The organism is Rhodococcus sp. MurmanLake-1, assembly GCF_056945715.1.
In genome coordinates this window covers 1,055,955-1,077,912 of record NZ_JBWZNF010000001.1, presented here as the reverse complement: position 1 = coordinate 1,077,912, position 21,958 = coordinate 1,055,955, and the positions used below count along the sequence as shown (strand labels likewise).

Below are 21,958 nucleotides of genomic sequence, written 5' to 3'. Positions count from 1 at the left end.
GACTCGAACGGGTGTTCGAGTATTCTCCTGAGTAGGGGATCGGGGGATTCAATGAGCGTGCTGTTGTCGGATGTGGTGTCCGGTTCTGCAGTGGGGTTGCGCGGACGACTGTGGCGGTTGACGGCTTCTGAGTTGAGTGCTGCTGCGGTGTCGGCGAGTGTGGAGATTCTTCGTCTCGAGGCTGTTCGAGTGGCCGTGGTGGACGAACTCTCGATGCGTCCCGATGATCAGGTAATTGCCAGCCGCGGGGTGGGGTGCTGGTTGGCGGCGAACACGATGCTGCAAATCCGGGACGGAAAGAAGATCGCCGCCCTCGGTGCAGCGCTACGCCCGTTTCCGGCGGTGACTGCCCGGTTCGATGTCGGGGACTGCTCCTTCGATCATGCCGTGTTGATCGTGGCGTTCTGCGAATCACCACCGAAGGGCATGCCGGAGGAAGCGCTCCCTCGCTGTGTCGATTTGTTGTTGGCTGCCGCGTCGGGGGTGGAGGCGACGACGACGAAGGTGCGGAACGTGATCGCGACCTTGGAGCGAGTGTTCGAGTCCGATGAGATTCCGCCCGCCGAGGATGTGGATCGGAACGAGTTGCGGATCGCGTCGACGTTGAATGGTCGGGTGGTGGTGCGCGGGGATTTCGACGCTCTCACCGGCGAAATGCTGCTCTCCGCCCTGTCGAATCTGACGATGCCCACCCCGGCACCCGATGGAACCCCGGATTCTCGGTCCGCAGCGAAACGGACGGCGGACGGGTTCACCGAACTGATCCGCCGCTACCTGGACTGCGCCAAAACCGGCACCGACGGTGGTCAACGCCCGCACGTGAACGTGCACATCAACGCCCGCGACCTCGCCGAGCACCGCGACTGCGCCGCCGCACCCTCGCCCGATGGTGGTGGAGCGGCTGTATCGGATCTCGATGTCGGGCACATGCCCTGGCTCGGACCACTCTCGGTCTCGCAGACCAGGCTTCTCGGCTGCGACTGTTTCCTGTCCACCGTGCTGCTCGACGACCACGGGGCGCCGCTCGATGCGAAACCCGGGAAACGGTTGGTGTCCGCCGAACAGCGAGTGGCGTTGATCGCCCGAGACAAAGGCTGCGCGTTCCCCGGCTGCACGTGTGTACCGGCCTGGACGGATGCGCACCATATTCGGCACTGGGCCAACGGCGGGCCGACGGTGATGAGCAACCTTGTCCTGCTGTGCCGTTCGCATCACCGGCTGATGCACCGCAAATCCAGGTTCGTCGGGAAATGGGAAATCCGGATCGGAGTCGACAACAAACCGTGGTTCATCCCGCCGCCCTCGATCGATCCGCGGCAGCACCCGCGGCCCGCGAACACCACATTCAAAACCTGAGGGATCAAGCCTCTTCGGCGACAACAAAAACGACCAGCTTCGCATCGGCATGAACCCGATGCGAGGCTGGTCAGTGGTGCTTGGAGAAAACGTGCGTGGAGAAAACGTGCTTGGAGAAATCGTGTCAGAAGATGCTCTGCGTGCGCCAGAGATCCGAGACGGAAACCCCGACACGCTCGAGAAGTGTTCGTACCAAAGGTAATCCGATACCGATGACACTCGAGGGATCACCCTCGATCCTCTCCACGAACCAGCCGCCGAGACTGTCGAGCGTGAATGCTCCGGCGACTTGGAGCGGTTCGCCCGTTGCCAGGTATGCCTCGAGATCTTCGGTGGACGGTTGCGCGAAATGAACCACTGTTGCGCTGTGATCCGAGGCCATGCGAACGATGCGGCCGTCGGCGACGCGTAGGACACAGTGCCCGGTCAAGAGAGTGGCGCTGCGTCCGGCCATTGCGGCCCATCGCTTTCGGGCGATGTCTACGCTGCCTGGCTTGCCTTGAAGTTGCCCGTCGATCAGGAGCATCGAATCGCACCCGACAACGACTACGTCGGTGAGATTGTCGGCGGCGAGGCCGGGAACGATCTCGGCGGCCTTGGCCTCCGCCAGCACCGTCACGACTTTTTCGGGAGCGGCGTCGGGGCCGAGGTTGTCGGCAATCTTGTCCTCGTCGACGCCGGAGACACGCACAAGCGGCGAAACCCCGGCCGCCCGCAGAACTGCGAGGCGAGCCGGGGACGCTGAAGCTAGAACCAGTTGAGTCACGTCAGCAAGTGATCGTCAGCTGCGACGGATCGCGGGGTTCAGGTACGCGTACGGCGAGAACGGCGCACGCGTGCGGTGGAACTGAGTCGGATCGCCCCAGGTCTCCGCGGGAACATTCGACTCGGGAGCCTGACCGCTGCCGGCAGCCGCGGCAAGCACGCTGACCAGTGCCGCGATCTCGACGTCGGTGGGCGAACCCTTGACGATCTTGATGACCGACGCGTCGGAGGTCGACGTCTCGGTCAGCTCCGTGAGCGAAGCGTCCGTCGCGCTTCCCTCGACGACCGCACCGTTGGTCGGTGCAGTCTCCGCCAGTGCGACATCTTCGCTGAGAATGTCCTCGGTGGTTGCGGTCATAGGGGAATGTTCCCATGCTTCTTGGGCGGAAGGGAAACGGCCTTGCGCTCGAGCAGTCGCAATGCGGAAACGATTTGTCCGCGGGTGTGCGACGGAGGAATGACAGCGTCGACGTATCCGCGCTCAGCGGCGACGTACGGGTTGACGAGGGTGTCCTCGTACTCGTTCTGCAGCTTGAGGCGCAATGCATCGACGTCTTCGCCGTTCTTCGCGGCTTCGAGAAGCTGCTTGCGGTAGACGAATCCGACAGCTCCGGATGCACCCATGACGGCGATCTGAGCGGTCGGCCATGCCAGGTTCACGTCGGCGCCCATGTGCTTGGAGCCCATGACGTCGTACGCTCCGCCGTAAGCCTTGCGGGTGATGACCGTGATCTTGCCGACCGTTGCTTCGCCGTACGCGTAGAGGAGCTTCGCGCCGCGACGGATGATGCCGTTGTATTCCTGCTCGGTTCCGGGAAGGAAACCGGGAACGTCGACGAGGGTGATGATCGGGACGTTGAACGCGTCGCAGGTACGCACGAAGCGTGCGGCCTTCTCCGAGGCGTCGATGTCGAGGCAGCCCGCGAACTGGGTGGGCTGGTTGGCGACGATGCCGACCGAGCGGCCGTCGACGCGACCGAAACCGACGATGATGTTCATCGCGCGCTCGGCCTGGACCTCGAGGAACTCGTCGTCGTCGAGGATGCGACGGATGACCTCGTGCATGTCGTACGGCTGGTTGGCCGAATCCGGGATGAGGGTGTCGAGTTCGATGTCCTCAGCGGTCAGGCTGTCTTCGATCGAACCGACGATCGGGTCGGTGATCTCGCCGCGGGGAGCTGCTGCCTGGTTGTTGGACGGCAGGTAGCTGAGCAGGTCCTTGACGTAGTCGAGGGCATCCTGCTCGCCGGAAGCGACGTAGTGGGCGACTCCGGACTTGACCATGTGGGTGCGAGCACCACCGAGGTCTTCCATCGTGACGTCTTCGCCGGTGACTGTCTTGATGACGTCGGGGCCGGTGACGAACATCTGGGAAGTCTCGTCGACCATCACGACGAAGTCGGTCAGTGCGGGGGAGTAGACGTGGCCGCCGGCGGCGGGTCCCATGATCAGTGAGATCTGGGGGATGACACCCGAGGCCTGGACGTTGCGGTGGAAGATCTCGCCGTAAAGGCCGAGCGAGACGACGCCTTCCTGAATGCGCGCGCCTGCACCTTCGTTGATGCCGACGAGGGGGCGACCGGTGCGGATCGCGAGGTCCATGACCTTGACGATCTTCTCACCGTAGATTTCGCCGAGCGATCCGCCGAAAACGGTGGCGTCCTGTGAGAAGACACAGACGTCGCGGCCGTCGATGGTGCCGTAACCGGTGACGACGCCGTCGCCGACCGGGCGGTTGTCAGCGAGACCGAAGTTCACACTTCGGTGCCGTGCCAGTGCGTCGAGTTCGACGAAGGAGCCCTCGTCGAGGAGGGCGGTGATGCGCTCGCGGGCGGTCAGCTTGCCTTTGGCGTGCACCTTGTCGATGGCGGCTTCGCCGCTCGGTGCCTGCGCCTGGGCTTGGCGATTCCGCAGGTCCGCGAGCTTTCCCGCGGTCGTGTGGATATCGGGTGCGGCCGCCGCCTCCGGCGCGTTCGGCTCTTGGACAGTGGTCATGGACGTGAGCTTAACGAGAGTGCGTGGGGGGCTTCGAAGGCAGGTCCGATTGTCGCTGTCTTGCAGGCTCAAGCTACTGACCAGTACATTCTCGCTGTCGTCATAGGCTGGGGCTATGTGGACCGACTTGAACCGCCCGCCCCTCGACGGCAATGCCCTACGACGCGCACTCGTGCGCAGTGACAACGACGACGCGCGCGTTTTCTGGAACCGCCTCGACGTTGTCGAGGAGACCGGTTCGACGAACGCGGATCTCCTTGCGCGAGCGGCAGATCCGGATGCCGACCGTCACGTTCTGATCGCCGAGTATCAGGCGAGTGCCCGCGGCCGTCATTCGCGCACTTGGGTGAGTCCGCCGCAAGCGCAGATCTCGATGTCGGTTCTGCTGTCGATGCCCGGAATGAATCTCACGGACATGGGTTGGCTCCCGCTACTGTCGGGAATCGCGGTCGTCGACGCGCTGCGGAACGTGGCCGAAGTGCCCGCAGAACTCAAGTGGCCGAACGACGTTCTCATCGGTGACAAGAAGGTCGCCGGAATTCTGGCCGAGGTGGCAAGGACAGCGCCCGATCCCGCGGTGGTGGTGGGCATCGGGTTGAACGTGAGCCTGGGTGTCGAGGAGCTGCCCGTCCCGACCGCTACATCACTCCTCATCGAAGAAGCATCGACTGTCGACCGCGACACCCTCGTTCGAGCAATTGCCCGTGAGTTGGCGACGCAATTCCGTGCTTGGGAATCATCGAAATGGGATACATCTGTGTTGGCTGCCGAATACCGGCAGCGTTGCGGGACGCTGGGCAAACGAGTCCGCGCGGTCTTGCCGGGCGACAAGGAGGTGTTCGGTATCGCGACCGACATCGACACTTCCGGCCGCGTTGTCATCGAAATCGAGGGAACAGATGGGGAGACCTTTGCGGTCGCTGCGGGTGATATCACGCACCTTCGGGCCGCCCCGGTAGCCGAATCGTGAGCCTTGCCGGATTTTCTGGCACCAAAGTGCTAATTTTTGGCCCTGGCCGGTTTTCGAACCAACCGTCCGTCCTTCATTTCATTTAACTGCGGGATTTACTGAGCTGCCTAGGGGCGTCATGACCACACCGATCGTTGTTCCGACCGAAGCCGAGACGGCCGAGAGCGCTCGCCGCGTACTCACCGGTGTGACGGTGCTGCTCGGTGTCCTCACATTGGGCCTGGGTATCGCCGTACTCGCATGGCCGGATGCCACCCTTTTCGTGGTCGCGGTGGTAATTGCGATTCAGTTGTTCGGATTCGGAATCGTCCAGATCATCCGTTCGTTCGCGGACGTGACGGCTTCGGGTGGAACTCGGACGCTTGTCGCGATCTCCGGCGCGTTGGCAGTGCTCCTCGGATTCCTGGTTCTCCGTAGCCCTTTGCAGACGGTGGTTCTGATCGCATTGGTGATCGGTGCCTGGTGGGTATTCCGTGGCGTTCTCGATCTGGTCGACGCGGCGTCCGGGCACACCGTCGATCGCGGTCTGTCGATCGTGCTCGGAGTCATCAGCATCGTCGCGGGTGCAATCGTCCTTCTGCAGCCCGAACTCTCGCTCGACGTCTTCCGCATCGTGGTCGGCGTGTGGATGGTGCTGTACGGCATCATCATCGTCGTGACCCCGTTGGTGCTGCGAAAGATCGCGCAGCCCTGAACGTGGGTGTGCCTGAACGTGGGTCTGCCTGAAAGTCGGTGCGGGATGGCAGACTTCCCGTCATGGGATATCCCGAAGACGCCCTCGCTCAGGACGAGGAACTGATACTGCATCGCCATCCTCATTGGAAGATGTTGGTGCTTCCGGCGCTGACGTTCGTGCTTGCGACGGCCGTCGCCGGGTTCTTGTTGGGCCTCGCACAGACGAGATTGGACGGCACGGCTCGCACCGTGTCGTCCATCGCCATCGGAATCATCTGGCTCGGTGTCGTGGCCTGGCGATCGGTTGCGCCGTTCACGGTCTGGAAGTTCACGCATTTCATCGTCACCGATCGGCGAGTGCTCATACGCCACGGAGTGCTCACGCATACCGGTATCGACATCCCCATGGGGCGGATCAGCAATGTTCAGTTCCGCCACGGCTTGATCGATCGAATGCTCAAGACCGGAACTCTGGTCATCGCCTCTGCCAGTGACGATCCGCTTGAGTTCGACGACATTCCTGACGTCGAGCACGTTCACGCCCTGCTGTATCACCAGGTTTTCGATTCCATGCAGCAGCCACCATCGCAGCCACCGCAGCGGCCGGCGGGTGAAAACGACGACCCGAACGATCGAAATGGCTGGTAATCAACGTGCAAAGGCGTGTTGTCCGTAGTCTGTTCGTGTGACTGCCGTATTGCTAGCCGAAGACGACGAGGCCATTGCCGCACCCCTCTCCCGCGCACTTGGGCGTGAAGGGTATTCGGTGACGGTCGAACCGACCGGACCCGCTGCGTTGCAGCAGGCGCTCGAAGGTGATTTCGATCTGTTGATTCTCGATCTCGGCCTTCCGGGCATGGACGGCCTCGAGGTCTGTCGACAGATTCGTGCGCATCGCACCTCGCTCGCCGTGCTGATGTTGACCGCCAGAACCGACGAAGTCGACTTCGTGGTCGGGTTGGACGCCGGCGCAGACGACTACGTCAGCAAGCCGTTTCGTCTCGCCGAGTTGATGGCACGTGTGCGAGCACTCCTGCGTCGCCACGGTGGCCGCGAGGACACGATCGTCGAGGTCGGTGGCATCAGGCTCGAGCCCGCGGCACGACGCGTACTCGTCAACGGCTCCGAAATCGCCTTGGCCAACAAGGAATACGAACTTCTGCGGGTCCTCCTCGAACATGCCGGGGAAGTAGTATCGCGCGATACGATCCTTCGTGAGGTGTGGGGCGACGTCGAGCTTCGTGGATCGAAGACGCTCGACATGCACATGTCGTGGCTGCGCCGCAAGATCGGTGACGAGGGCCCCGCTGTGGAACGCAGAATTGCCACCGTCCGCGGTGTCGGTTTCCGAATCAACACCGACTAACTTCTCGAGAATCAGGAACTGCCGGCATGCGGCGTCGCATATTGCAGTCGATTCTCGCTGTCGTGATCATGACGGCGTTGCTGCTGGGAGTTCCGCTGATCTACACGGCGTGGCTCTGGGTGGAGGACGTGACGCGAAGTGATCTCCGGGTGCGCCTCGACCGGATGGCCGCTGAGGTCATCGCGCAAGAGGGGACGAACGGGCTCGTCGAAGGTGCGTTGAACACCGATTCGCTCAAGGTTCTCACCCCGAACGACGGGCGCCTCGTCGTCGTGTATCCGACCGTCGTCGACGGCGCTGCACGCGTCGACGTCGGTGAGGCGACGGTCAAGAACGCACTCGTCGAATCGCTCGCGATGGGAACGTCCGGCTCGTTGCGTCTCGAGGTGCCGTCGGAGAACTTGCGCACCCAGCAGAAGCAAGCGGTGATGGCCGTCGGTGTGCTCGTGCTTCTGTCCATCACGGCAGGCACCGTGGTCGCTGTGGTCACTGCACGTCGGCTTGCCGATCCGCTGCAGGATGTGGCCGACCGGGCGGCGCGCCTCGCCGAAGGTGACTTCCGGCCGGATCCTCGTCGGCACGACATCCCCGAACTCGACCGCGTGTCCGACGTCCTCGACGCGGCAACTGTGGAGATTTCGGTGCGGCTGCAACGAGAACGCGCGCTGGTCGCGGATGTCTCGCATCAACTGCGCAGTCGACTGACTGCAGTGCGGCTGCGCTTGGACGAGTTGTCCGTTCACGAAGATCCTGACGTCGTGAACGAGGCCGAGGAAGCCATGGCGCAAGTGGACAGGCTCACCGACGGAATCGACGACCTGATTCGCTCGTCGCGCACCAGTGGGTCATCGGCGAGTCTGGTGTCGGTAGTCGGCGAGCTGGAACAGGTGACCCGCGACTGGCAGGCTCAGTTCGACGGAGAGGGACGCAGGCTCCGCCTACGCGGCGATCGCGCGGTGATGGCCGCGACCACAGGTTCGCGTCTGCGTGAAGCTGTTTCCGTTCTGGTCGACAATTCGTTCGAACACGGTGAAGGTACGTGCACGGTGTCTGTCCGATTGATCGACGGTACCGGGCGCAGTTCGTCTCGTCGTGACTCGATGGTGTGCGTCGAGGTCACCGACGAAGGCTCCGGCGTGGAGAACGACCTTGCACCGCACATTTTCGACAGAGGATTTTCAGGGGCCGGGTCCACCGGCGTCGGGTTGGCGCTCGCACGTGCACTGATCGAAGCCGACGGGGGCCGACTGGAACTGCAGAGGCGTAAGCCTGCCTTGTTCGCGGTCTTCCTGCCGGTGGCCAACACTGCGCCGACCGCGGACGTCGTTCCGCACCGCGAACCGCGCTGACCGAAAGGCTCGCGCAGACGGAAAACTCAGGAGTGCCCGAGCTCCTCTTCGGCATCAGGAATGACCGGGTCAGGCGCCGTGGTTTCGGATAACGCCGTGGTTTCGGATAACGCTGTGGTTTCGGACAATCCTGTGGTGTCGGACAGTTCGAGCGGTTCCGGATTCTCGTCGGGAAACACGAACTTGCGGAAGGCCCAGAATCGGAACGCCATCTGCAGCAGGTTGCCGATGACGTACGCACTGATGAAGTCGGCGATGTTCTCCGTCGCCAAGCTGACTTCGGGTACGCGCAGGTTGAAGACGTAACTGGAGATGTAGAGCGGTATGAAGCTGATGACGACGCCGATGGCGCTGATGATGAAGAACAGCGCAGCTTCGTGCGCTGGCTCACGGCCACCACGGTTCTTGAACGACCACTCGCGGTTGAGAATGTACGACGCGATCACCGCGACGACGCCGGCGATGATCTTGGCCGTGATCGGCTTGGATTCGAGGATCGACAGCTTGAGCGTGTAGAAGATGCCTGAGTCGATCAGGAAGGTAGTTCCGCCGACGATCGCGAATTTGATCAGCTCGCTGTGACGCAGAGCGATGTCACGAAACGGTTGGGGTATGCGGGCAATGACCCCGTCGACAAATGGCACAACAGATGAGTTTACGAAACGAAACCGCGTTACCACCAATTTGCCGCGGATTCATCAGCAGAATCACAGATTGGGAACGCTGAATGAACGGGCGAACGCGGCACATGACAACATAGAGAGCCGTGACCGGCAACAACGATCCCGCGCAGATCCCCGCCCGCCCGACCACCCCTCGACCGGCAAAAGCATCCATGCCCGTCGTCACCATGATCGGTGGCGGACAGTTGGCCAGGATGACTCACCAGGCGGCGGTGGCCCTGGGCCAGACGCTCCGAGTGCTCTCCGGGACTGCGGACGAGCCGGCAGCTCAGGTCAGCCCCGATGTCGTGCTCGGTAGCCACACCGACCTCGACGCTCTTCGCCGCGCAGCGGTCGGTTCCAACGCGTTGACGTTCGACCACGAGCACGTGCCGACCGAACATCTCGAGGTTCTTGTTGCCGAAGGCGTGAACGTTCAGCCTCCGCCGCAGGCTCTGATCTTCGCTCAGGACAAATTGCTGATGCGTCGCAAACTTGCCGAACTGGGCGCACCTGTACCCGCGTACGCCGAAGTGACGTGGGCGGAAGACGTCGTGCGTTTCGGTGCCGAACACGGTTGGCCGCTTGTCATCAAGGCAACCCGCGGAGGCTACGACGGCCGGGGCGTCTGGATCACCGATGATCAGGACGAAGCAGAAGCCATTGTCACCGAGCAGTTGGACAGGGGTGTTCCGCTGATCGTCGAGGAAATGGTCTCGATGCGTCGGGAACTGTCTGCCATGGTTGCGCGGTCGCCGTTCGGACAGGGCGCTACGTGGCCGGTCGTAGAGACCGTTCAGCGCAACGGCCAGTGCGCCGTCGTGATCGCACCTGCCCCCGCCCTTTCGAGTGCCGTTGCCGAGGAAGCCGAACAATTGGCGCTGCGCATCGCTTCCGAGTTGGGTGTCGTCGGCTCGATGGCCGTCGAACTCTTCGAGACGGCTGACGGCACTCTCGTGGTCAACGAGCTGGCAATGCGCCCGCACAACTCCGGTCACTGGACGATGGACGGCGCACGCACCTCTCAGTTCGAACAGCATCTGCGTGCCGTTCTCGACTACCCGCTCGGCGACACCTCGCCGATCGCGCCGGTCACGGTGATGGCAAACGTTCTGGGTGCACCGGAAGCGCCCGAGATGACGATGGACGAGCGTGTCCATCACCTCTTCGCGCGGATGCCCGATGCGAAGATCCACCTGTACGGCAAGGGTGAGCGCAAGGATCGCAAGATCGGCCACGTCAACATCGTCGGCGGCGCCGGATCCATCGACGATCCGAATTACGTTGCCGCAGTTCGCGAACGCGCCGAGCGCGCAGCACATTGGCTTTCGTATGCAGTTTGGACCGACGGATGGGATGTACACGGTGAGTGAGAGCGCGCAGGTCGGCCTGATCATGGGCAGCGATTCGGATTGGCCGATCATGGAAGCTGCAGCCGAAGCTCTGGCCGAGTTCGGTATCCGCTTCGAGGTCGGTGTCGTCTCGGCGCATCGCACGCCTCAGCGGATGCTCGACTACGCCAAGGAAGCCGCGGGCCGCGGAATCAAGGTCATCATCGCCGGTGCCGGTGGCGCCGCGCATCTTCCGGGCATGGTTGCCTCGGCTACACCGTTGCCGGTCATCGGTGTTCCGGTGCCGCTCAAGTACCTCGACGGTATGGATTCACTCCTCTCGATCGTGCAGATGCCGGCCGGCGTCCCGGTGGCGACGGTCTCGATCGGCGGCGCTCGCAACGCCGGTCTGTTGGCCGCTCGGATCCTCGGCGCTTCGGATCCCGCACTGCAGCAGCGGATGGTGGCTTTCCAGGAGAGCCTCGAGGCGATGGTGCTCGACAAGGACAAGGCGCTCCGCGAGAAACTGCTGGGCTGATCTTCTCGTGTGTGCACGGCGTGGGCTGCCGCTGATCCGAGCGAGTCGGGGCAGCGCGCAGTCCGCATTCGTCACTCGCGTCGCCCTGTTCTACGCCGGGATTCTCGGCGCGGACATCCGCTTCGACGACGAGTCCGGGATCTTTGTCGCTTCCGGGCTGCGCGGCGGGTTCGCCAGAGGCGGAACGACTCTCGGTGGTGTGTACCTCACCCGGCGAAACACGACTCGATCCGTCCTTCGCCACGAGGCCGTTCACGCGGACCAATGGGCCAGGTACGGAATCGTATTCGGGCTGCTGTACCTGCGTGAGGAGTTGCGTCATCGCGGTCCGCGGAACCGATTCGAAATCGAGGCCGGTCTCGAAGACGGCGGTTACCGCACCTGAGTGAAAGCTCGTCAGTAAAAGCTACTCTTGGCGGCATGGCTCGTTTTCCGACTAGTGAACGCTTCGTCCGCTGGAGCGCGGAACATGCTCGCGGTGTGGACATCTGCATTGCGACGGTTGCCGCACTGTTCAGCGTTGTCGTTGCGGTCGAGGCGAGTCCGCTGGCGGTGTTCGTCTCGCTGGGTATGACCGTTCCGTTGGCATGGCGACGCTCGCGCCCCGAACTCTCCGGCATGGTGATCGCAGGGTTCGCAGTTCTACACGTGATCTTCATCGGCAACACACTGCTCGCATCGGCCGTTGTCGTGCCCATCTCCCTGTACGCGCTGGCCGCCTATGGCGCTCGGTGGAGTTCGCTCACCGGCCTGGTGCTCGCGTTGCTCGGCTCGATTGCCGGAACTGTTCGATACTTCGGCTACGACGGAATCCCGGTGTCTTCGCAGGTCATGCAGTCCGTGGCCGTCATGATCTTCATGCTCGCGGTCTGGGCGTTCGGTGATTTGCGTCGAGTTCGCACCAAACAATTGGAAGGTCTGACCGAGCGCGCACGGTTGCTCGAACTCGAGCGTGCGCAGGAAGCGGAAATCGCGACGATCAGCGAACGCTCGAGGATTGCGCGCGAGATGCACGACATCGTCGCGCATTCGTTGACCGTTGTCATCGCTCAGGCTGACGGCGGACGCTACAGCGCGGCCAAGGATCCTCAGGCTTCAATCCAGGCGCTCGAAACCATTGCCTCCACCGGTCGCCAAGCGTTGACCGACATGCGATCGCTTCTGTCCGTCCTGCGTGAGGACACGCCCCGGGATTTCTCGGTGATCCCGGGCGCCGGTGATATCGACAGTCTCTTCCACGAGTTACGCAGCAGCGGACTCGACATCGCCGTCAGTGTGACCGGTGAACCACGCGAACTCTCTGCGGGTGCGGGGTTGACGGCGTATCGCATCGTCCAGGAATCGCTGACGAACGTTCTCAAACATGCGGGGCCAGGAGCACAGGCGAGCGTCGAGATGACGTGGGCTGAAACCGAACTCGTTCTCGGCATCACCGACGACGGACGGGGCGGCAGCGCCGCGCTGGTCGAATCGTCACCAGGTGGACAGGGACTGATCGGAATGGCCGAGCGAGCCAAGCTGCACGGAGGCAAAGTAACCGCCGGGCCGAAATCAGGCGGCGGATACAGTGTCCGGGCCGTCCTGCCGTATGAACGAACGTCTGGGTAGGTCTTGAAACGTCTGAAGGTCTTAAGGTGAGTGGCATGGACGAACACGTGGCTCCGATCGCAGTGGCACTGATCGACGATCAGCAGCTGGTCCGCGCAGGTTTTCGAATGGTCATCGACTCGCAGCCGGATTTGTCCGTGGTGGTCGAGGCTTCGGACGGTCAGCAGGCATTGACCGAGTTGGCGGCCCGTCGTGTCGACGTCGTCCTGATGGATGTCCAGATGCCGAAGATGGACGGCATCGAGGCGACCCGTCGGCTCCTGGCCGACCCCGATGCGCCGAAGGTCGTGGTGCTCACCACCTTCGACAACGACGAGTACGTGATGTCGGCAATCAGGGCGGGCGCCAGCGGTTTCCTGCTCAAGGACGTACCACCGGAACAGTTGCTCGACGCCATCCGCACCGTGCATCGCGGGGACGCGGTGATCGAAGCTCGGGCCACTCGGCGACTGCTTCAGCACGTCGGACCTCTCCTGGAAGGTTCGGCGCCCGAATCGCAGTTGCCCGAAGAGCTGACACCGCGCGAGGTCGAGGTGCTCGAGGCCATGGCGTACGGGCTGTCGAATTCGGAGATCGCCGCAAGATTCCACGTCTCCGAAACGACAGTGAAAACCCATGTCGGACGGGTTCTTTCGAAGACTCATTCACGTGATCGTGTGCAGGCCGTCGTCTTTGCCTTCCAGATCGGACTTGTCCGGCGCGCAGATCTCCTGGGAACCGAGGGCTGACGCGCAGCCCTGTTCAGTCCTACCCCGGGATGACACCGGGCTCTCCAAGATCGCCCCGCGCTCCGACGCGGAGACCACTTGCGCTGCAATAACGTCGATTCCGTCATAGCGAGAAGCTTTACGGAGGGCAAAAAATGCATGCGCACACCACGACGGAACCAGCCGCAGTGCCGGCGATCACTGCCCGCGGTGTCACCAAGGTGTACGGCACCGGTGAGACCACGGTTCACGCGCTCGGCGGGGTCGACGTGGACTTCGGTCGTGAGCGGTTCACCGCGATCATGGGCCCGTCCGGCTCCGGAAAGTCGACGCTCATGCACTGTCTGGCCGGGCTCGACACGGTTTCGGGTGGACAGGTTTTCCTGGGCGACACCGAGGTCACGAAACTCGGCGACACGGAACTCACCGAACTTCGACGCGAGCGAATCGGATTCGTCTTCCAAGCGTTCAACCTGCTACCGGTGCTCACTGCTCGGGAGAACATGCTGCTGCCGATGAAGCTGGCGGGTAGTGAACCCTCGCCCGAGTGGATGGACGAGGTGATCGGGAAACTGGGTCTGTCGAAGCGCCTCGACCACCTGCCGCACGAGTTGTCCGGTGGTCAGCAGCAGCGTGTAGCTGTCGCCCGCGCACTACTGCCGCAGCCCGACGTGATCTTTGCCGACGAACCCACCGGAAATTTGGATTCCCGTTCCGGGACCGAGGTTCTGGGCCTCTTGCGCACCAGTGTTCGGGAGACCGGTCAGACGGTCGTCATGGTGACACACGATCCGGTGGCGGCGTCGTATGCGGACCGAGTCGTGTTGATCGCGGACGGGTGTATTGCCGGAGAGATCGACCGTCCCACCGTCGACTCGGTGATCGGTGCCATGCGAGCACTCGGTGCCGACGACCTGGCTGATGTTCCTGCAGTTTCGGGTGCACTGCGATGAGGGGTCTGGCCTTTGCCCAGGCGCGGGCACATGCCGGGCGCTATGTGGCTTCGATACTCGCCGTGGTGATCGCAGTCGGATACATCGTCGCGACTTTGACATTGAGCTCGACGGTCGATGCGAGTGTGAGTAAATCACTTGCGACGCAATACGAAACCACGGATGTCGTCGCCTCCGGTCCAGGCGTGACGGAAGCACTGCTGAGTGCGGTGCCGGGCGTCTCGGCAGTCGCCGACGACGTGTCGACGTATGTTCGCGTCGACTCCGAGGCAAAGAGCGCGTCCTACGGGGATGCTCTCTCGATCGCCGACAATCCCGAATTGCGTTGGGAGAACTTGTCGGAGGGTTCGCTTCCGGCCGGTCTGGGGCAGGTGTTGGTGAGCGCGGACTCCGGAATACCGACGGGTGCCCGAATCACTGTCACGGCAAGGGATTCGACGGTCGGTGCCGCTGCGCCCACCGCGCAGGTGGTCGGGCTGGTCGATCTCTCCGGTTCGGCGCAACGACTGGGCGGGATCAAGATATTCACCACCGCCGAGCAGGTGAGCGCGTGGGCCGGGGACAGCGCCAAACGTGAGTTCCGTGTCGCCGGTGACGGTTCGCGCTCTCAGCAACAACTCGTGGATTCGATCGCGAGCGCGTTGCCCGCGGACTCCACCGTGTTGACGGGAGAAGAAGCCACCGACAACGCGGCAGCGGAATACATGGGTGGCACCAAGATCCTCAGCACGGTGTTGCTCGCCTTCGGTGCCATTGCCGTTGTTGTTGCCGCGCTGGTGATCGCCAATACGTTTGCCGTTCTGCTCGCCGCGCGCACTCAGGAACTCGCGTTGCTGCGATGCGTCGGCGCCACAGCCAAACAGGTTCGCCGGAGCATTCGCAGCGAAGCCGCTGCGGTCGGCGTGATCGCCTCGGTGATCGGCGTCGGACTCGGTGTCGGACTTGCCTGGGCGATCGGTCGCGTAGCAACGGCCGCAGATGTGCCGGTGCCTCTTTCGTCACTGAGCGTCACCCCGGTGACCGTGCTGGTCGGTCTTGCCGTCGGCATCGTGATGACGATGCTCGCTGCATCTGCGCCCGGGCGGGCGGCAACGAGGCTCTCCCCGCTGGCGGCACTGCAGCCGATGGAGTCCAAGCCCGAGAGCGTTCAGGTGTCGGTCGTGCGCCGGGTTCTGGGCGTCGTGATACTGCTCGCGGGCATCGCGATGACCGTTCTGGGAGTGACGAATCAGCAGGTGCCGGCGGCGACTGCCGGTGGACTCTTTTCGTTCCTGGGGATCGCAGCACTGTCCGGGCGAATCGTGCCCGCGCTGATCAATGCCGCCGGCGGAGTGCTGGCGAGACTGATCGGTCCGGTGGGAAGCCTGGCAGCAGGCAACGCCGGTCGGAACCCACGCCGGACCTCGGCGACAGCCACGGCCCTGTTGATCGGGGTGGCCTTGACGAGCACGCTCGTCGTGGGAATCGCGACGGTCAAGGAAGCCGCACCCGCGGCGATGGACAGTCAATTCCCCGTCGACGTCATGGTGAGCAGTTCCGGTTCGGCACCGCTTCCCGCAGGGTTGGGCACAGACATCGCCGCGGTCAACGGCGTCGGCGCGGTGAGCGGTCTGGACAAGGCCGAACTGACGATCGACGGGCGCGGTTCGTTGACCGGGTTCGGTGTCGACGCTGCCCAGGTGAAAGATGTTCTGCGTACCGAGATCTCGGTACCCGCGGCCGGTCAGTTGGTGCTCTCGCCCGCTGACCTGACCGAATACAAACTCTCGGCGGGTGAGACGGCGACGGCGCGTGGGGATCGCGGTGCCGTGAACGTCAGCGTGATCGAAGGTGTGAAAGGTCAACCAGCGCTGTTGGATCGAGGCGATCTGGGCGTAGCCGCCACCACGCCGACCACCGATTCCTACTGGGTCAGGTTGGGGACGGACACCGACGAAGAGGCGCTCGCTGCCACCGACCGCATCACCGAACTGGCACGCCAGGAAGCTCCGGGCAGCGATGTTCAAGGAATGACCGAAATGCGCTCGGCGCTCGATTCGATCCTCGACACCATGCTCATGGTGGTTGCCGGGTTGCTGTCGGTAGCGGTGTTGATCGCTCTGATCGGCGTCGGAAACACCATGGCACTGTCGGTTCTCGAACGGCGCCGCGAATCCGGACTGCTTCGCGCACTCGGACTGACCAAGAAGGGAATTCGAGCCATGTTGATCTGGGAAGCACTGCTGGTGGCAGGAGTCGCATCGGTGATCGGAGTGCTGTTCGGGATGGTGTTCGGTGTAGCCGGTACCGCCTCGGTGTTCGGGATCGAGGACGTCGCCCTCAGCGCAGTGCCGTGGGCGCAATTGGTAGCCATCGTGTTGATCGGCGGAATCTGCGGTGTGATCGCGTCACTGCTCCCCGCTAGGCGGGCGGGGCTGGTGTCACCGGTGACAGCTCTCGCGAGCTAGCGTTCAGAACTGCTTCGTGACCTTCTCGGTGCCCACTCGGCGCGCGGTAGCTTCCGCGTCCGGGTGGGCTACCTGCACGAGTGAGGCGCCCGCGGCGAGAACGGCCAGAAGCCCGTCGATCAATTCGTCTGCCGTGTCCCACGTGCGGCTGGAGAGGACACGATCCGTCGACGCCAATTCGACGTTCTTCGCCGATGCCCGTGCGGCGTCGATCGTGTCCGCTACGGACCGGTCTTCCAGCGCCGAACCGGCTCCGGCGCTACGGAACTGGTCCCCGTGGACACGAATGGAGGTTGCGTAGTCGGCGACGCCGAGCGGAAGATCGCTCAAACCTTTGCCGAACGCGTCGAGTGAGAGTGCGGCTACTTCCGGTACGGCCGCAACATCGTCCAGACGGTCGGCAGTGACAAAAGCCAGTTCGGCGTCGGCGTCGGGGGAGAGGACCACCTCACCGCCTGCCCACCACACACCCAGCAAGACGGCGACGCTCTGCCAGTGCGCGGGAAGCAGCACGGCAACTTTGCCGCCGGGCTCGAGGGCGAACTCGTCCCGAACCATGTTCGCTGTCTTTGCCGCCCAGTTGGCCAGAGTGCTCGCAGACAATTCGATGCGCTCGCCGGTGGCGTCGTCGTAGTAGGTCACGCGAGGGCCGGCCGGGTCGGCAGCCAGGATCGGTCCGAGGAGGGCGTCGGTCAGGTTGTCTACAGGCGAAGGCACGTAATCAGCTTACGCAGCCGTTCAGTTAACACAGCGGGGACCGTTGGAGGCTGCGTCGATCGGCGGACCGGGAGGGGCAGGGGTGGGACTGGTCTCGGTGGTGCTCGCCGATTCAGTCGTGCTTGTCGCGCCTTCGGACGGGGATACCGCGTCCGCGGATTGCGGTCCGCTGTAGTCCTCGGCAATGACAACCCGAACCTTGCCCGAGGACAATGACGAATCCGCCTTGACCGTCAGACCGCCGAGTGCCTCGGCCACCGCGAGTGCAGCGTCGTCGTCCGCGGACTTTGCGAACACCGTCGATTCGGAGACGTCGGAGCCGGTGTTGTTGCCGACCTGTCCCTGCTTGTACCCGAGGGCACTCAATGCCTCGGAAACCCCGCTGGCCAACCCCGCGACGTCACTGGCATTAGCGACGTCGACCGTGATCGAGGATGCATTCACGGTGGTCGGTGCCTCGGAGGTCTCCTCCGAGTCCTCGCTGTCGGCGCCGACCAATCCGGCGATGTACTTCTTGACGGCCTTGGGATCGACCTTGACGATGGACTCGCCGTAATCGGTCATGCCGTTGATGTCGAGAACGGGAATGGTCTCGAATTGCACCTTTCCGCCGGCCAGATTCTGCAACTGCTTGGCGAATTCGATGATGTCCCAGTCGTCGTCGATGACGACGGAACGCTGAACGGCCGAGGTCAACTGACTGAGCTTGCCCGGGTCACTGAGGGTTTTTGCGCTGAGTACCTTACTGACGAGGGACGCCATGAACACCTGCTGGCGCACGATCCGGTCCAGGTCGCCGCGAGGAAGGTCGTGTCGTTGTCGCACGAAGCTCAGCGCGTCGGCGCCGTCGAGTGTCTGATTCCCGGCTGCGAAGTTGGCTCCGGACATCGGTTCGTCGACTGGCGCGTTGAGGCAGACGTCGACTCCGCCCACTGCGTTGGTCAGCAGGACGAATCCGAGTAGACCGACTTCGGCGTAGTGATCGACGGTGATGCCGGTCAGATTTCCTACCGCTCCGATGAGCGCGGTCCGGCCGGCTTCCGTCGACTTCTTGTCTGCGTCGCTGTCGGACGACCCGTTGTTGACCAACTTCAGTCGCTCGGTTTCCTTGGTGGCACCGAACGCGGCGTTGATCTTCGACATACCGATACCGGGGACGTTGACGTACGCGTCTCGGGGAATCGAGATCGCGGTTGCCGAACTTCCGTCGTTGGGGACGCGGATCAAGATGATGGTGTCGGTGTTGGACGCAACTTCCTCACCAGCGCGCAACGAGTCGAGCTCGCTTTGTGAAAGCGGGTTGCCGTGTGCGTCGGTGCGACTGTCGGTTCCCACCATCAGAATGTCGATGGCTCCGTCCTTGCCCCCACCGAGGCCGAGTCCGCTTGCAGTGGCAAGGCTGTTTCTCAACGAGTCCACACCTCGCCATGCGAACCCGGTGACCAGCAGTACGAGCACGGAGAGCACCGCGACCGCTATGCGAGCCGGGCTCGTCTTGGTCCGAATCGGCGCAGGTCGTGGACGCGCGCGGCGCTGCGGTTGCTGGTGGGACACCCCTTCAGGTTACTGGTCCGATGCTCGGCCGCGGGTACCTCGACGCGGCGTGCCAGACTCAACCATGTGACGAATATCCTGCTCACCGGCGCCCGAGGGCAGCTCGGGACACGTATCGATGCTCTCGCAACGTCGGCGGGTCACACTGTGACGGCCGTCGGTTCCCGCGAGCTCGACATCACAGACAGCCGCGCGGTCGACGACTTCGTCTCGCCCGATGCGGTGCTGATCAACTGCGCTGCGTACACGGCGGTCGACGCCGCCGAGACCGACCAGGAGGCAGCGAGGGCGGTCAACGAGATCGGACCGCTGAATCTCGCGCGAGCGTGTGCGCGGGCCGGTTCGCGGTTGATCCACGTTTCGACGGACTACGTCTTTCCGGGCGACGCGAGCGCGCCATACGACGTCGATGCACCGACCGGTCCCGCGACGGTATACGGCCGAACCAAGCTGGACGGCGAGATCGCAGTACGAGAGTCGGGGGCCGACGTGGCCGTTGTCCGTACCGCGTGGGTGTATTCGGGTGTCGGTACGGATTTTGTCGCCACGATGCGCAGGCTCGAAGCCGAACGAGAATTCGTGAACGTCGTGGACGACCAGATCGGGTCACCCACGTACAGCGTCGATCTGGCCGGCGGCATCGTCGAACTTGCGCTGCGGGACTTCACGGGTGCGTCGACATTCCACCTGACCAACGGCGGGCAAGCCAGTTGGTACGAGTTGGCGCGAGCGGTGTTCGAGGAGATCGGAGCAGACCCGGCGCGGGTGCGCCCGTGCAGCAGCGCGGACTTCGTGCGCCCTGCGCCCCGCCCGGCATATTCGGTTTTGTCCGAGCGCGCGTGGGTTACCGCGGGAATGACGCCGCTGCGTCCGTGGCGAGAGGCTCTGCACGCCGCTCTGGCGTGAGCATTGTTCGGGGCAGTGCCCGTGGGCGGCTAGGCTGACCGGCGTGAGTCCCAAGCTGGCCGTGGTAACGGTGACGTACTCCCCAGGCGAGCATCTCGAGAATTTCTTGAGCACGCTCGCCGCGGCGACGACAGAAAAACCCCAGGTCATCATGGCCGACAACGGGTCGACCGATGGTGCGCCGGAGGCGGCGGATGCCAAGTACGAGCATGTTCGTCTGCTTCGTACAGGGGGAAACATCGGCTACGGCGGAGCGATAAATCGGGCTGTGGCGGAGATCGATTCGTCGATCGAATTTGTCGTGATTTCCAATCCTGACGTCCAATGGGCACCCGGTTCACTCGACGAATTGGTCGCTGCGGCAAATCGGTGGCCAAGGGCCGGTGCACTGGGGCCGAAGGTCCTCGAACCGGACGGAAGTGTCTATCCGTCGGCACGAACGGTGCCCGACATCACCTCGGGGGTCGGGCACGCGTTGCTCGGCACCCTGTGGCCGAAGAACCCGTGGACTGCTCGTTACCGTCAGGAGAACGAGGCCGTCACCGAGCGCTCCGTCGGTTGGCTTTCCGGGTCGTGCCTGTTGGTACGACGTGATGCCTTCGACGCCATCTCCGGCTTCGACTCGCGATACTTCATGTACATGGAGGACGTCGATTTCGGTGATCGCCTCGGAAAAGCCGGGTGGCTCAACGTCTTTGTTCCCTCCGCTGTCGTGACCCATGCCAAAGGCCATGCGGCAGGCCGGCATCCGGAACTGATGCTGCCCGCCCATCATCGCAGCGCTTACCAGTTCCAAGCTGATCGTCATCCGCACTGGTGGCAGGCTCCGCTGCGACTTGCCTTGCGCGGTGGCCTGGCCGTGCGGTCCAAGATCGCCGTAGCTTCTGCTGTACGCGAGCGCGCTCGCACCGACGACTCGACCGACAACCCATCAGTTTCGAACCACGGGGGAAAATGATGTCCGATCCGAATCCGACCGACGCCGTAATCCTGGTAGGCGGCAAGGGCACTCGGCTGCGTCCGTTGACGCTGTCGGCGCCCAAGCCGATGCTTCCGACCGCCGGCCTTCCGTTCCTGACGCATCTGCTTGCCAGGATCGAGGCTGCCGGTATCAAGCACGTGGTGCTCGGAACATCTTTCAAGGCAGAGGTATTCGAGGACTACTTCGGCGACGGCTCCAAGATGGGGCTCGAGATCGACTACGTCTTCGAGACCGAGCCGCTGGGCACCGGTGGTGGAATCCGCAACGTACTCCCGAAGTTGCGCGGCGACAACGTCATGGTGTTCAACGGTGACGTGCTCGGTGGCACCGACCTGAACGCCATTCTCGAGACCCACGAGAAGACGGACGCCGACGTGACACTTCACCTGGTTCGTGTGGGAGACCCGCGTGCATTCGGTTGTGTTCCGACCGACGAGGACGGACGAGTCTCGGCATTCCTGGAGAAGACCCAGGATCCGCCGACGGATCAGATCAACGCCGGCTGCTACGTCTTCAAGCGCGAGATCATCGAACAGATCCCGGAGGGACGACCGGTATCGGTCGAGCGCGAGGTGTTCCCGAATCTCCTGGCCGAGGGCAAGCGGGTGTTCGGCCACGTCGACTCGTCGTACTGGCGTGACATGGGAACCCCCGAGGACTTCGTTCGCGGTTCCGCCGACCTGGTGCGAGGCATCGCGCCTTCGCCGGCTCTCGAAGGTCCGCGCGGCGAGTCGCTCGTTCACCCCGGGGCGGGAATTGCGCCTGGCGCCGTCCTGATCGGCGGCACGGTTGTCGGCCGTGGCGCAGAAGTCGGCGCAGGTGCGCGCCTCGACGGTGCGATTCTCTTCGACGGCGCCGTTGTGGAAGCCGGTGCGGTAGTCGAACGATCGATCCTCGGATTCGGCGTCCGTATCGGACCACGAGCACTGGTCCGCGACGCCGTCATCGGAGACGGCGCGGACATCGGTGCGCGGTGCGAATTGTTGCGCGGCGCACGTGTGTGGCCGGGGGTGACGCTGCCGGACGGTGGCGTGCGCTTCAGCACAGATGTGTGATCGTTAGCTGACCTACTGGAAT

General features: G+C 63.4%; 22 protein-coding genes. 16 read left to right on the top strand and 6 right to left on the bottom strand.

The window, feature by feature from the left end:
• The first annotated feature begins 51 nt into the window (after positions 1-51).
• Entirely contained in the window at positions 52-1,356 is a 1,305-nt protein-coding gene (locus tag AC2ETI_RS04960) for an HNH endonuclease signature motif containing protein (protein WP_483633621.1), read from the top strand.
• Positions 1,357-1,480: 124 nt separating this feature from the next.
• Here AC2ETI_RS04960 and AC2ETI_RS04955 read toward each other — a convergent pair whose 3' ends face one another.
• Genes AC2ETI_RS04955 through AC2ETI_RS04945 form a run of 3 tightly spaced genes read right to left on the bottom strand, consistent with a single transcriptional unit; the run spans position 1,481 to position 4,116 of the window.
• Positions 1,481-2,122 (bottom strand): Maf family protein, encoded by a 642-nt coding sequence (locus AC2ETI_RS04955; RefSeq protein ID WP_007731146.1) that lies wholly within the window; start codon positions 2,120-2,122, stop codon positions 1,481-1,483.
• Positions 2,123-2,137: 15 nt separating this feature from the next.
• Positions 2,138-2,479, bottom strand: a complete 342-nt coding sequence (locus tag AC2ETI_RS04950) for an acyl-CoA carboxylase subunit epsilon (protein ID WP_019747751.1) — start codon at positions 2,477-2,479, stop codon at positions 2,138-2,140.
• Positions 2,476-4,116, bottom strand: coding sequence for an acyl-CoA carboxylase subunit beta (locus tag AC2ETI_RS04945; protein WP_003940853.1), 1,641 nt, complete (start codon positions 4,114-4,116; stop codon positions 2,476-2,478). The genes AC2ETI_RS04950 and AC2ETI_RS04945 overlap by 4 nt, the downstream gene beginning before the upstream one ends.
• Before the next feature lie 115 nt (positions 4,117-4,231).
• On the opposite strand from AC2ETI_RS04945, the gene AC2ETI_RS04940 reads away from it, so the two are divergent.
• The 5 genes from AC2ETI_RS04940 to AC2ETI_RS04920 all read left to right on the top strand — a co-directional run bounded on the left by AC2ETI_RS04940 (position 4,232) and on the right by AC2ETI_RS04920 (position 8,476).
• Positions 4,232-5,086: a biotin--[acetyl-CoA-carboxylase] ligase gene (locus tag AC2ETI_RS04940; protein ID WP_020907080.1), complete on the top strand. Its 855-nt coding sequence runs from the start codon at positions 4,232-4,234 to the stop codon at positions 5,084-5,086.
• A 118-nt stretch (positions 5,087-5,204) separates the two neighbouring features.
• Complete coding sequence (locus tag AC2ETI_RS04935; protein ID WP_003941007.1) at positions 5,205-5,780, top strand: HdeD family acid-resistance protein; 576 nt, start codon at positions 5,205-5,207, stop codon at positions 5,778-5,780.
• Positions 5,781-5,842: 62 nt separating this feature from the next.
• Positions 5,843-6,409: a PH domain-containing protein gene (locus tag AC2ETI_RS04930; RefSeq protein ID WP_021343702.1), complete on the top strand. Its 567-nt coding sequence runs from the start codon at positions 5,843-5,845 to the stop codon at positions 6,407-6,409.
• A gap of 37 nt (positions 6,410-6,446) precedes the next feature.
• On the top strand, positions 6,447-7,127 hold the full coding sequence (locus tag AC2ETI_RS04925; protein WP_003940916.1) for a response regulator transcription factor: 681 nt from the start codon (positions 6,447-6,449) through the stop codon (positions 7,125-7,127).
• 26 nt (positions 7,128-7,153) lie between these two features.
• Positions 7,154-8,476 carry a sensor histidine kinase gene (locus AC2ETI_RS04920; RefSeq protein ID WP_019747754.1) on the top strand — a complete coding sequence of 441 codons (1,323 nt, stop codon included), beginning with the start codon at positions 7,154-7,156 and terminating at the stop codon, positions 8,474-8,476.
• 26 nt (positions 8,477-8,502) lie between these two features.
• Here the strand turns inward: AC2ETI_RS04920 and AC2ETI_RS04915 are convergent, their stop codons facing one another.
• Entirely contained in the window at positions 8,503-9,120 is a 618-nt protein-coding gene (locus tag AC2ETI_RS04915; RefSeq protein WP_021332550.1) for a GtrA family protein, read from the bottom strand.
• A gap of 191 nt (positions 9,121-9,311) precedes the next feature.
• Between AC2ETI_RS04915 and AC2ETI_RS04910 the strand changes: the two genes are divergently transcribed.
• The 7 genes from AC2ETI_RS04910 to AC2ETI_RS04880 all read left to right on the top strand — a co-directional run bounded on the left by AC2ETI_RS04910 (position 9,312) and on the right by AC2ETI_RS04880 (position 16,722).
• Positions 9,312-10,511, top strand: a complete 1,200-nt coding sequence (locus AC2ETI_RS04910) for a 5-(carboxyamino)imidazole ribonucleotide synthase (RefSeq protein ID WP_279393701.1) — start codon at positions 9,312-9,314, stop codon at positions 10,509-10,511.
• Complete coding sequence (gene purE, locus AC2ETI_RS04905) at positions 10,495-11,007, top strand: 5-(carboxyamino)imidazole ribonucleotide mutase (RefSeq protein ID WP_047890252.1); 513 nt, start codon at positions 10,495-10,497, stop codon at positions 11,005-11,007. Before AC2ETI_RS04910 ends, purE begins: the two co-directional genes overlap by 17 nt.
• 7 nt (positions 11,008-11,014) lie before the next feature.
• A complete protein-coding gene (locus AC2ETI_RS04900) occupies positions 11,015-11,392 on the top strand; it encodes a hypothetical protein (RefSeq protein ID WP_020907086.1) in 378 nt (125 codons plus the stop codon).
• A gap of 35 nt (positions 11,393-11,427) precedes the next feature.
• Positions 11,428-12,615, top strand: a complete 1,188-nt coding sequence (locus tag AC2ETI_RS04895) for a sensor histidine kinase (RefSeq protein WP_483633620.1) — start codon at positions 11,428-11,430, stop codon at positions 12,613-12,615.
• Positions 12,616-12,650: 35 nt separating this feature from the next.
• The gene (locus AC2ETI_RS04890) at positions 12,651-13,343 is read left to right on the top strand and encodes a response regulator (protein ID WP_483633619.1); all 693 of its coding nucleotides are present in this window, start codon (positions 12,651-12,653) and stop codon (positions 13,341-13,343) included.
• 134 nt (positions 13,344-13,477) lie between these two features.
• A complete protein-coding gene (locus tag AC2ETI_RS04885) occupies positions 13,478-14,275 on the top strand; it encodes an ABC transporter ATP-binding protein (protein ID WP_021343705.1) in 798 nt (265 codons plus the stop codon).
• Entirely contained in the window at positions 14,272-16,722 is a 2,451-nt protein-coding gene (locus AC2ETI_RS04880) for an ABC transporter permease (RefSeq protein ID WP_483633618.1), read from the top strand. Before AC2ETI_RS04885 ends, AC2ETI_RS04880 begins: the two co-directional genes overlap by 4 nt.
• A 3-nt stretch (positions 16,723-16,725) precedes the next feature.
• On the opposite strand, the gene AC2ETI_RS04875 is transcribed toward AC2ETI_RS04880, so the two are convergent.
• Positions 16,726-17,439 (bottom strand): TIGR03089 family protein, encoded by a 714-nt coding sequence (locus AC2ETI_RS04875; RefSeq protein ID WP_483633617.1) that lies wholly within the window; start codon positions 17,437-17,439, stop codon positions 16,726-16,728.
• 21 nt (positions 17,440-17,460) lie between these two features.
• Positions 17,461-18,993: an LCP family protein gene (locus AC2ETI_RS04870; RefSeq protein WP_483633616.1), complete on the bottom strand. Its 1,533-nt coding sequence runs from the start codon at positions 18,991-18,993 to the stop codon at positions 17,461-17,463.
• Positions 18,994-19,059: 66 nt separating this feature from the next.
• On the opposite strand from AC2ETI_RS04870, the gene rfbD reads away from it, so the two are divergent.
• Genes rfbD through manB form a run of 3 tightly spaced genes read left to right on the top strand, consistent with a single transcriptional unit; the run spans position 19,060 to position 21,936 of the window.
• Positions 19,060-19,899 carry a dTDP-4-dehydrorhamnose reductase gene (gene rfbD, locus AC2ETI_RS04865; RefSeq protein WP_355332482.1) on the top strand — a complete coding sequence of 280 codons (840 nt, stop codon included), beginning with the start codon at positions 19,060-19,062 and terminating at the stop codon, positions 19,897-19,899.
• 43 nt (positions 19,900-19,942) lie between these two features.
• Complete coding sequence (locus tag AC2ETI_RS04860; RefSeq protein ID WP_477994313.1) at positions 19,943-20,857, top strand: glycosyltransferase family 2 protein; 915 nt, start codon at positions 19,943-19,945, stop codon at positions 20,855-20,857.
• On the top strand, positions 20,854-21,936 hold the full coding sequence (manB, locus tag AC2ETI_RS04855; protein ID WP_019747766.1) for a mannose-1-phosphate guanylyltransferase: 1,083 nt from the start codon (positions 20,854-20,856) through the stop codon (positions 21,934-21,936). The genes AC2ETI_RS04860 and manB overlap by 4 nt, the downstream gene beginning before the upstream one ends.
• The last annotated feature ends 22 nt before the right edge of the window (positions 21,937-21,958 follow it).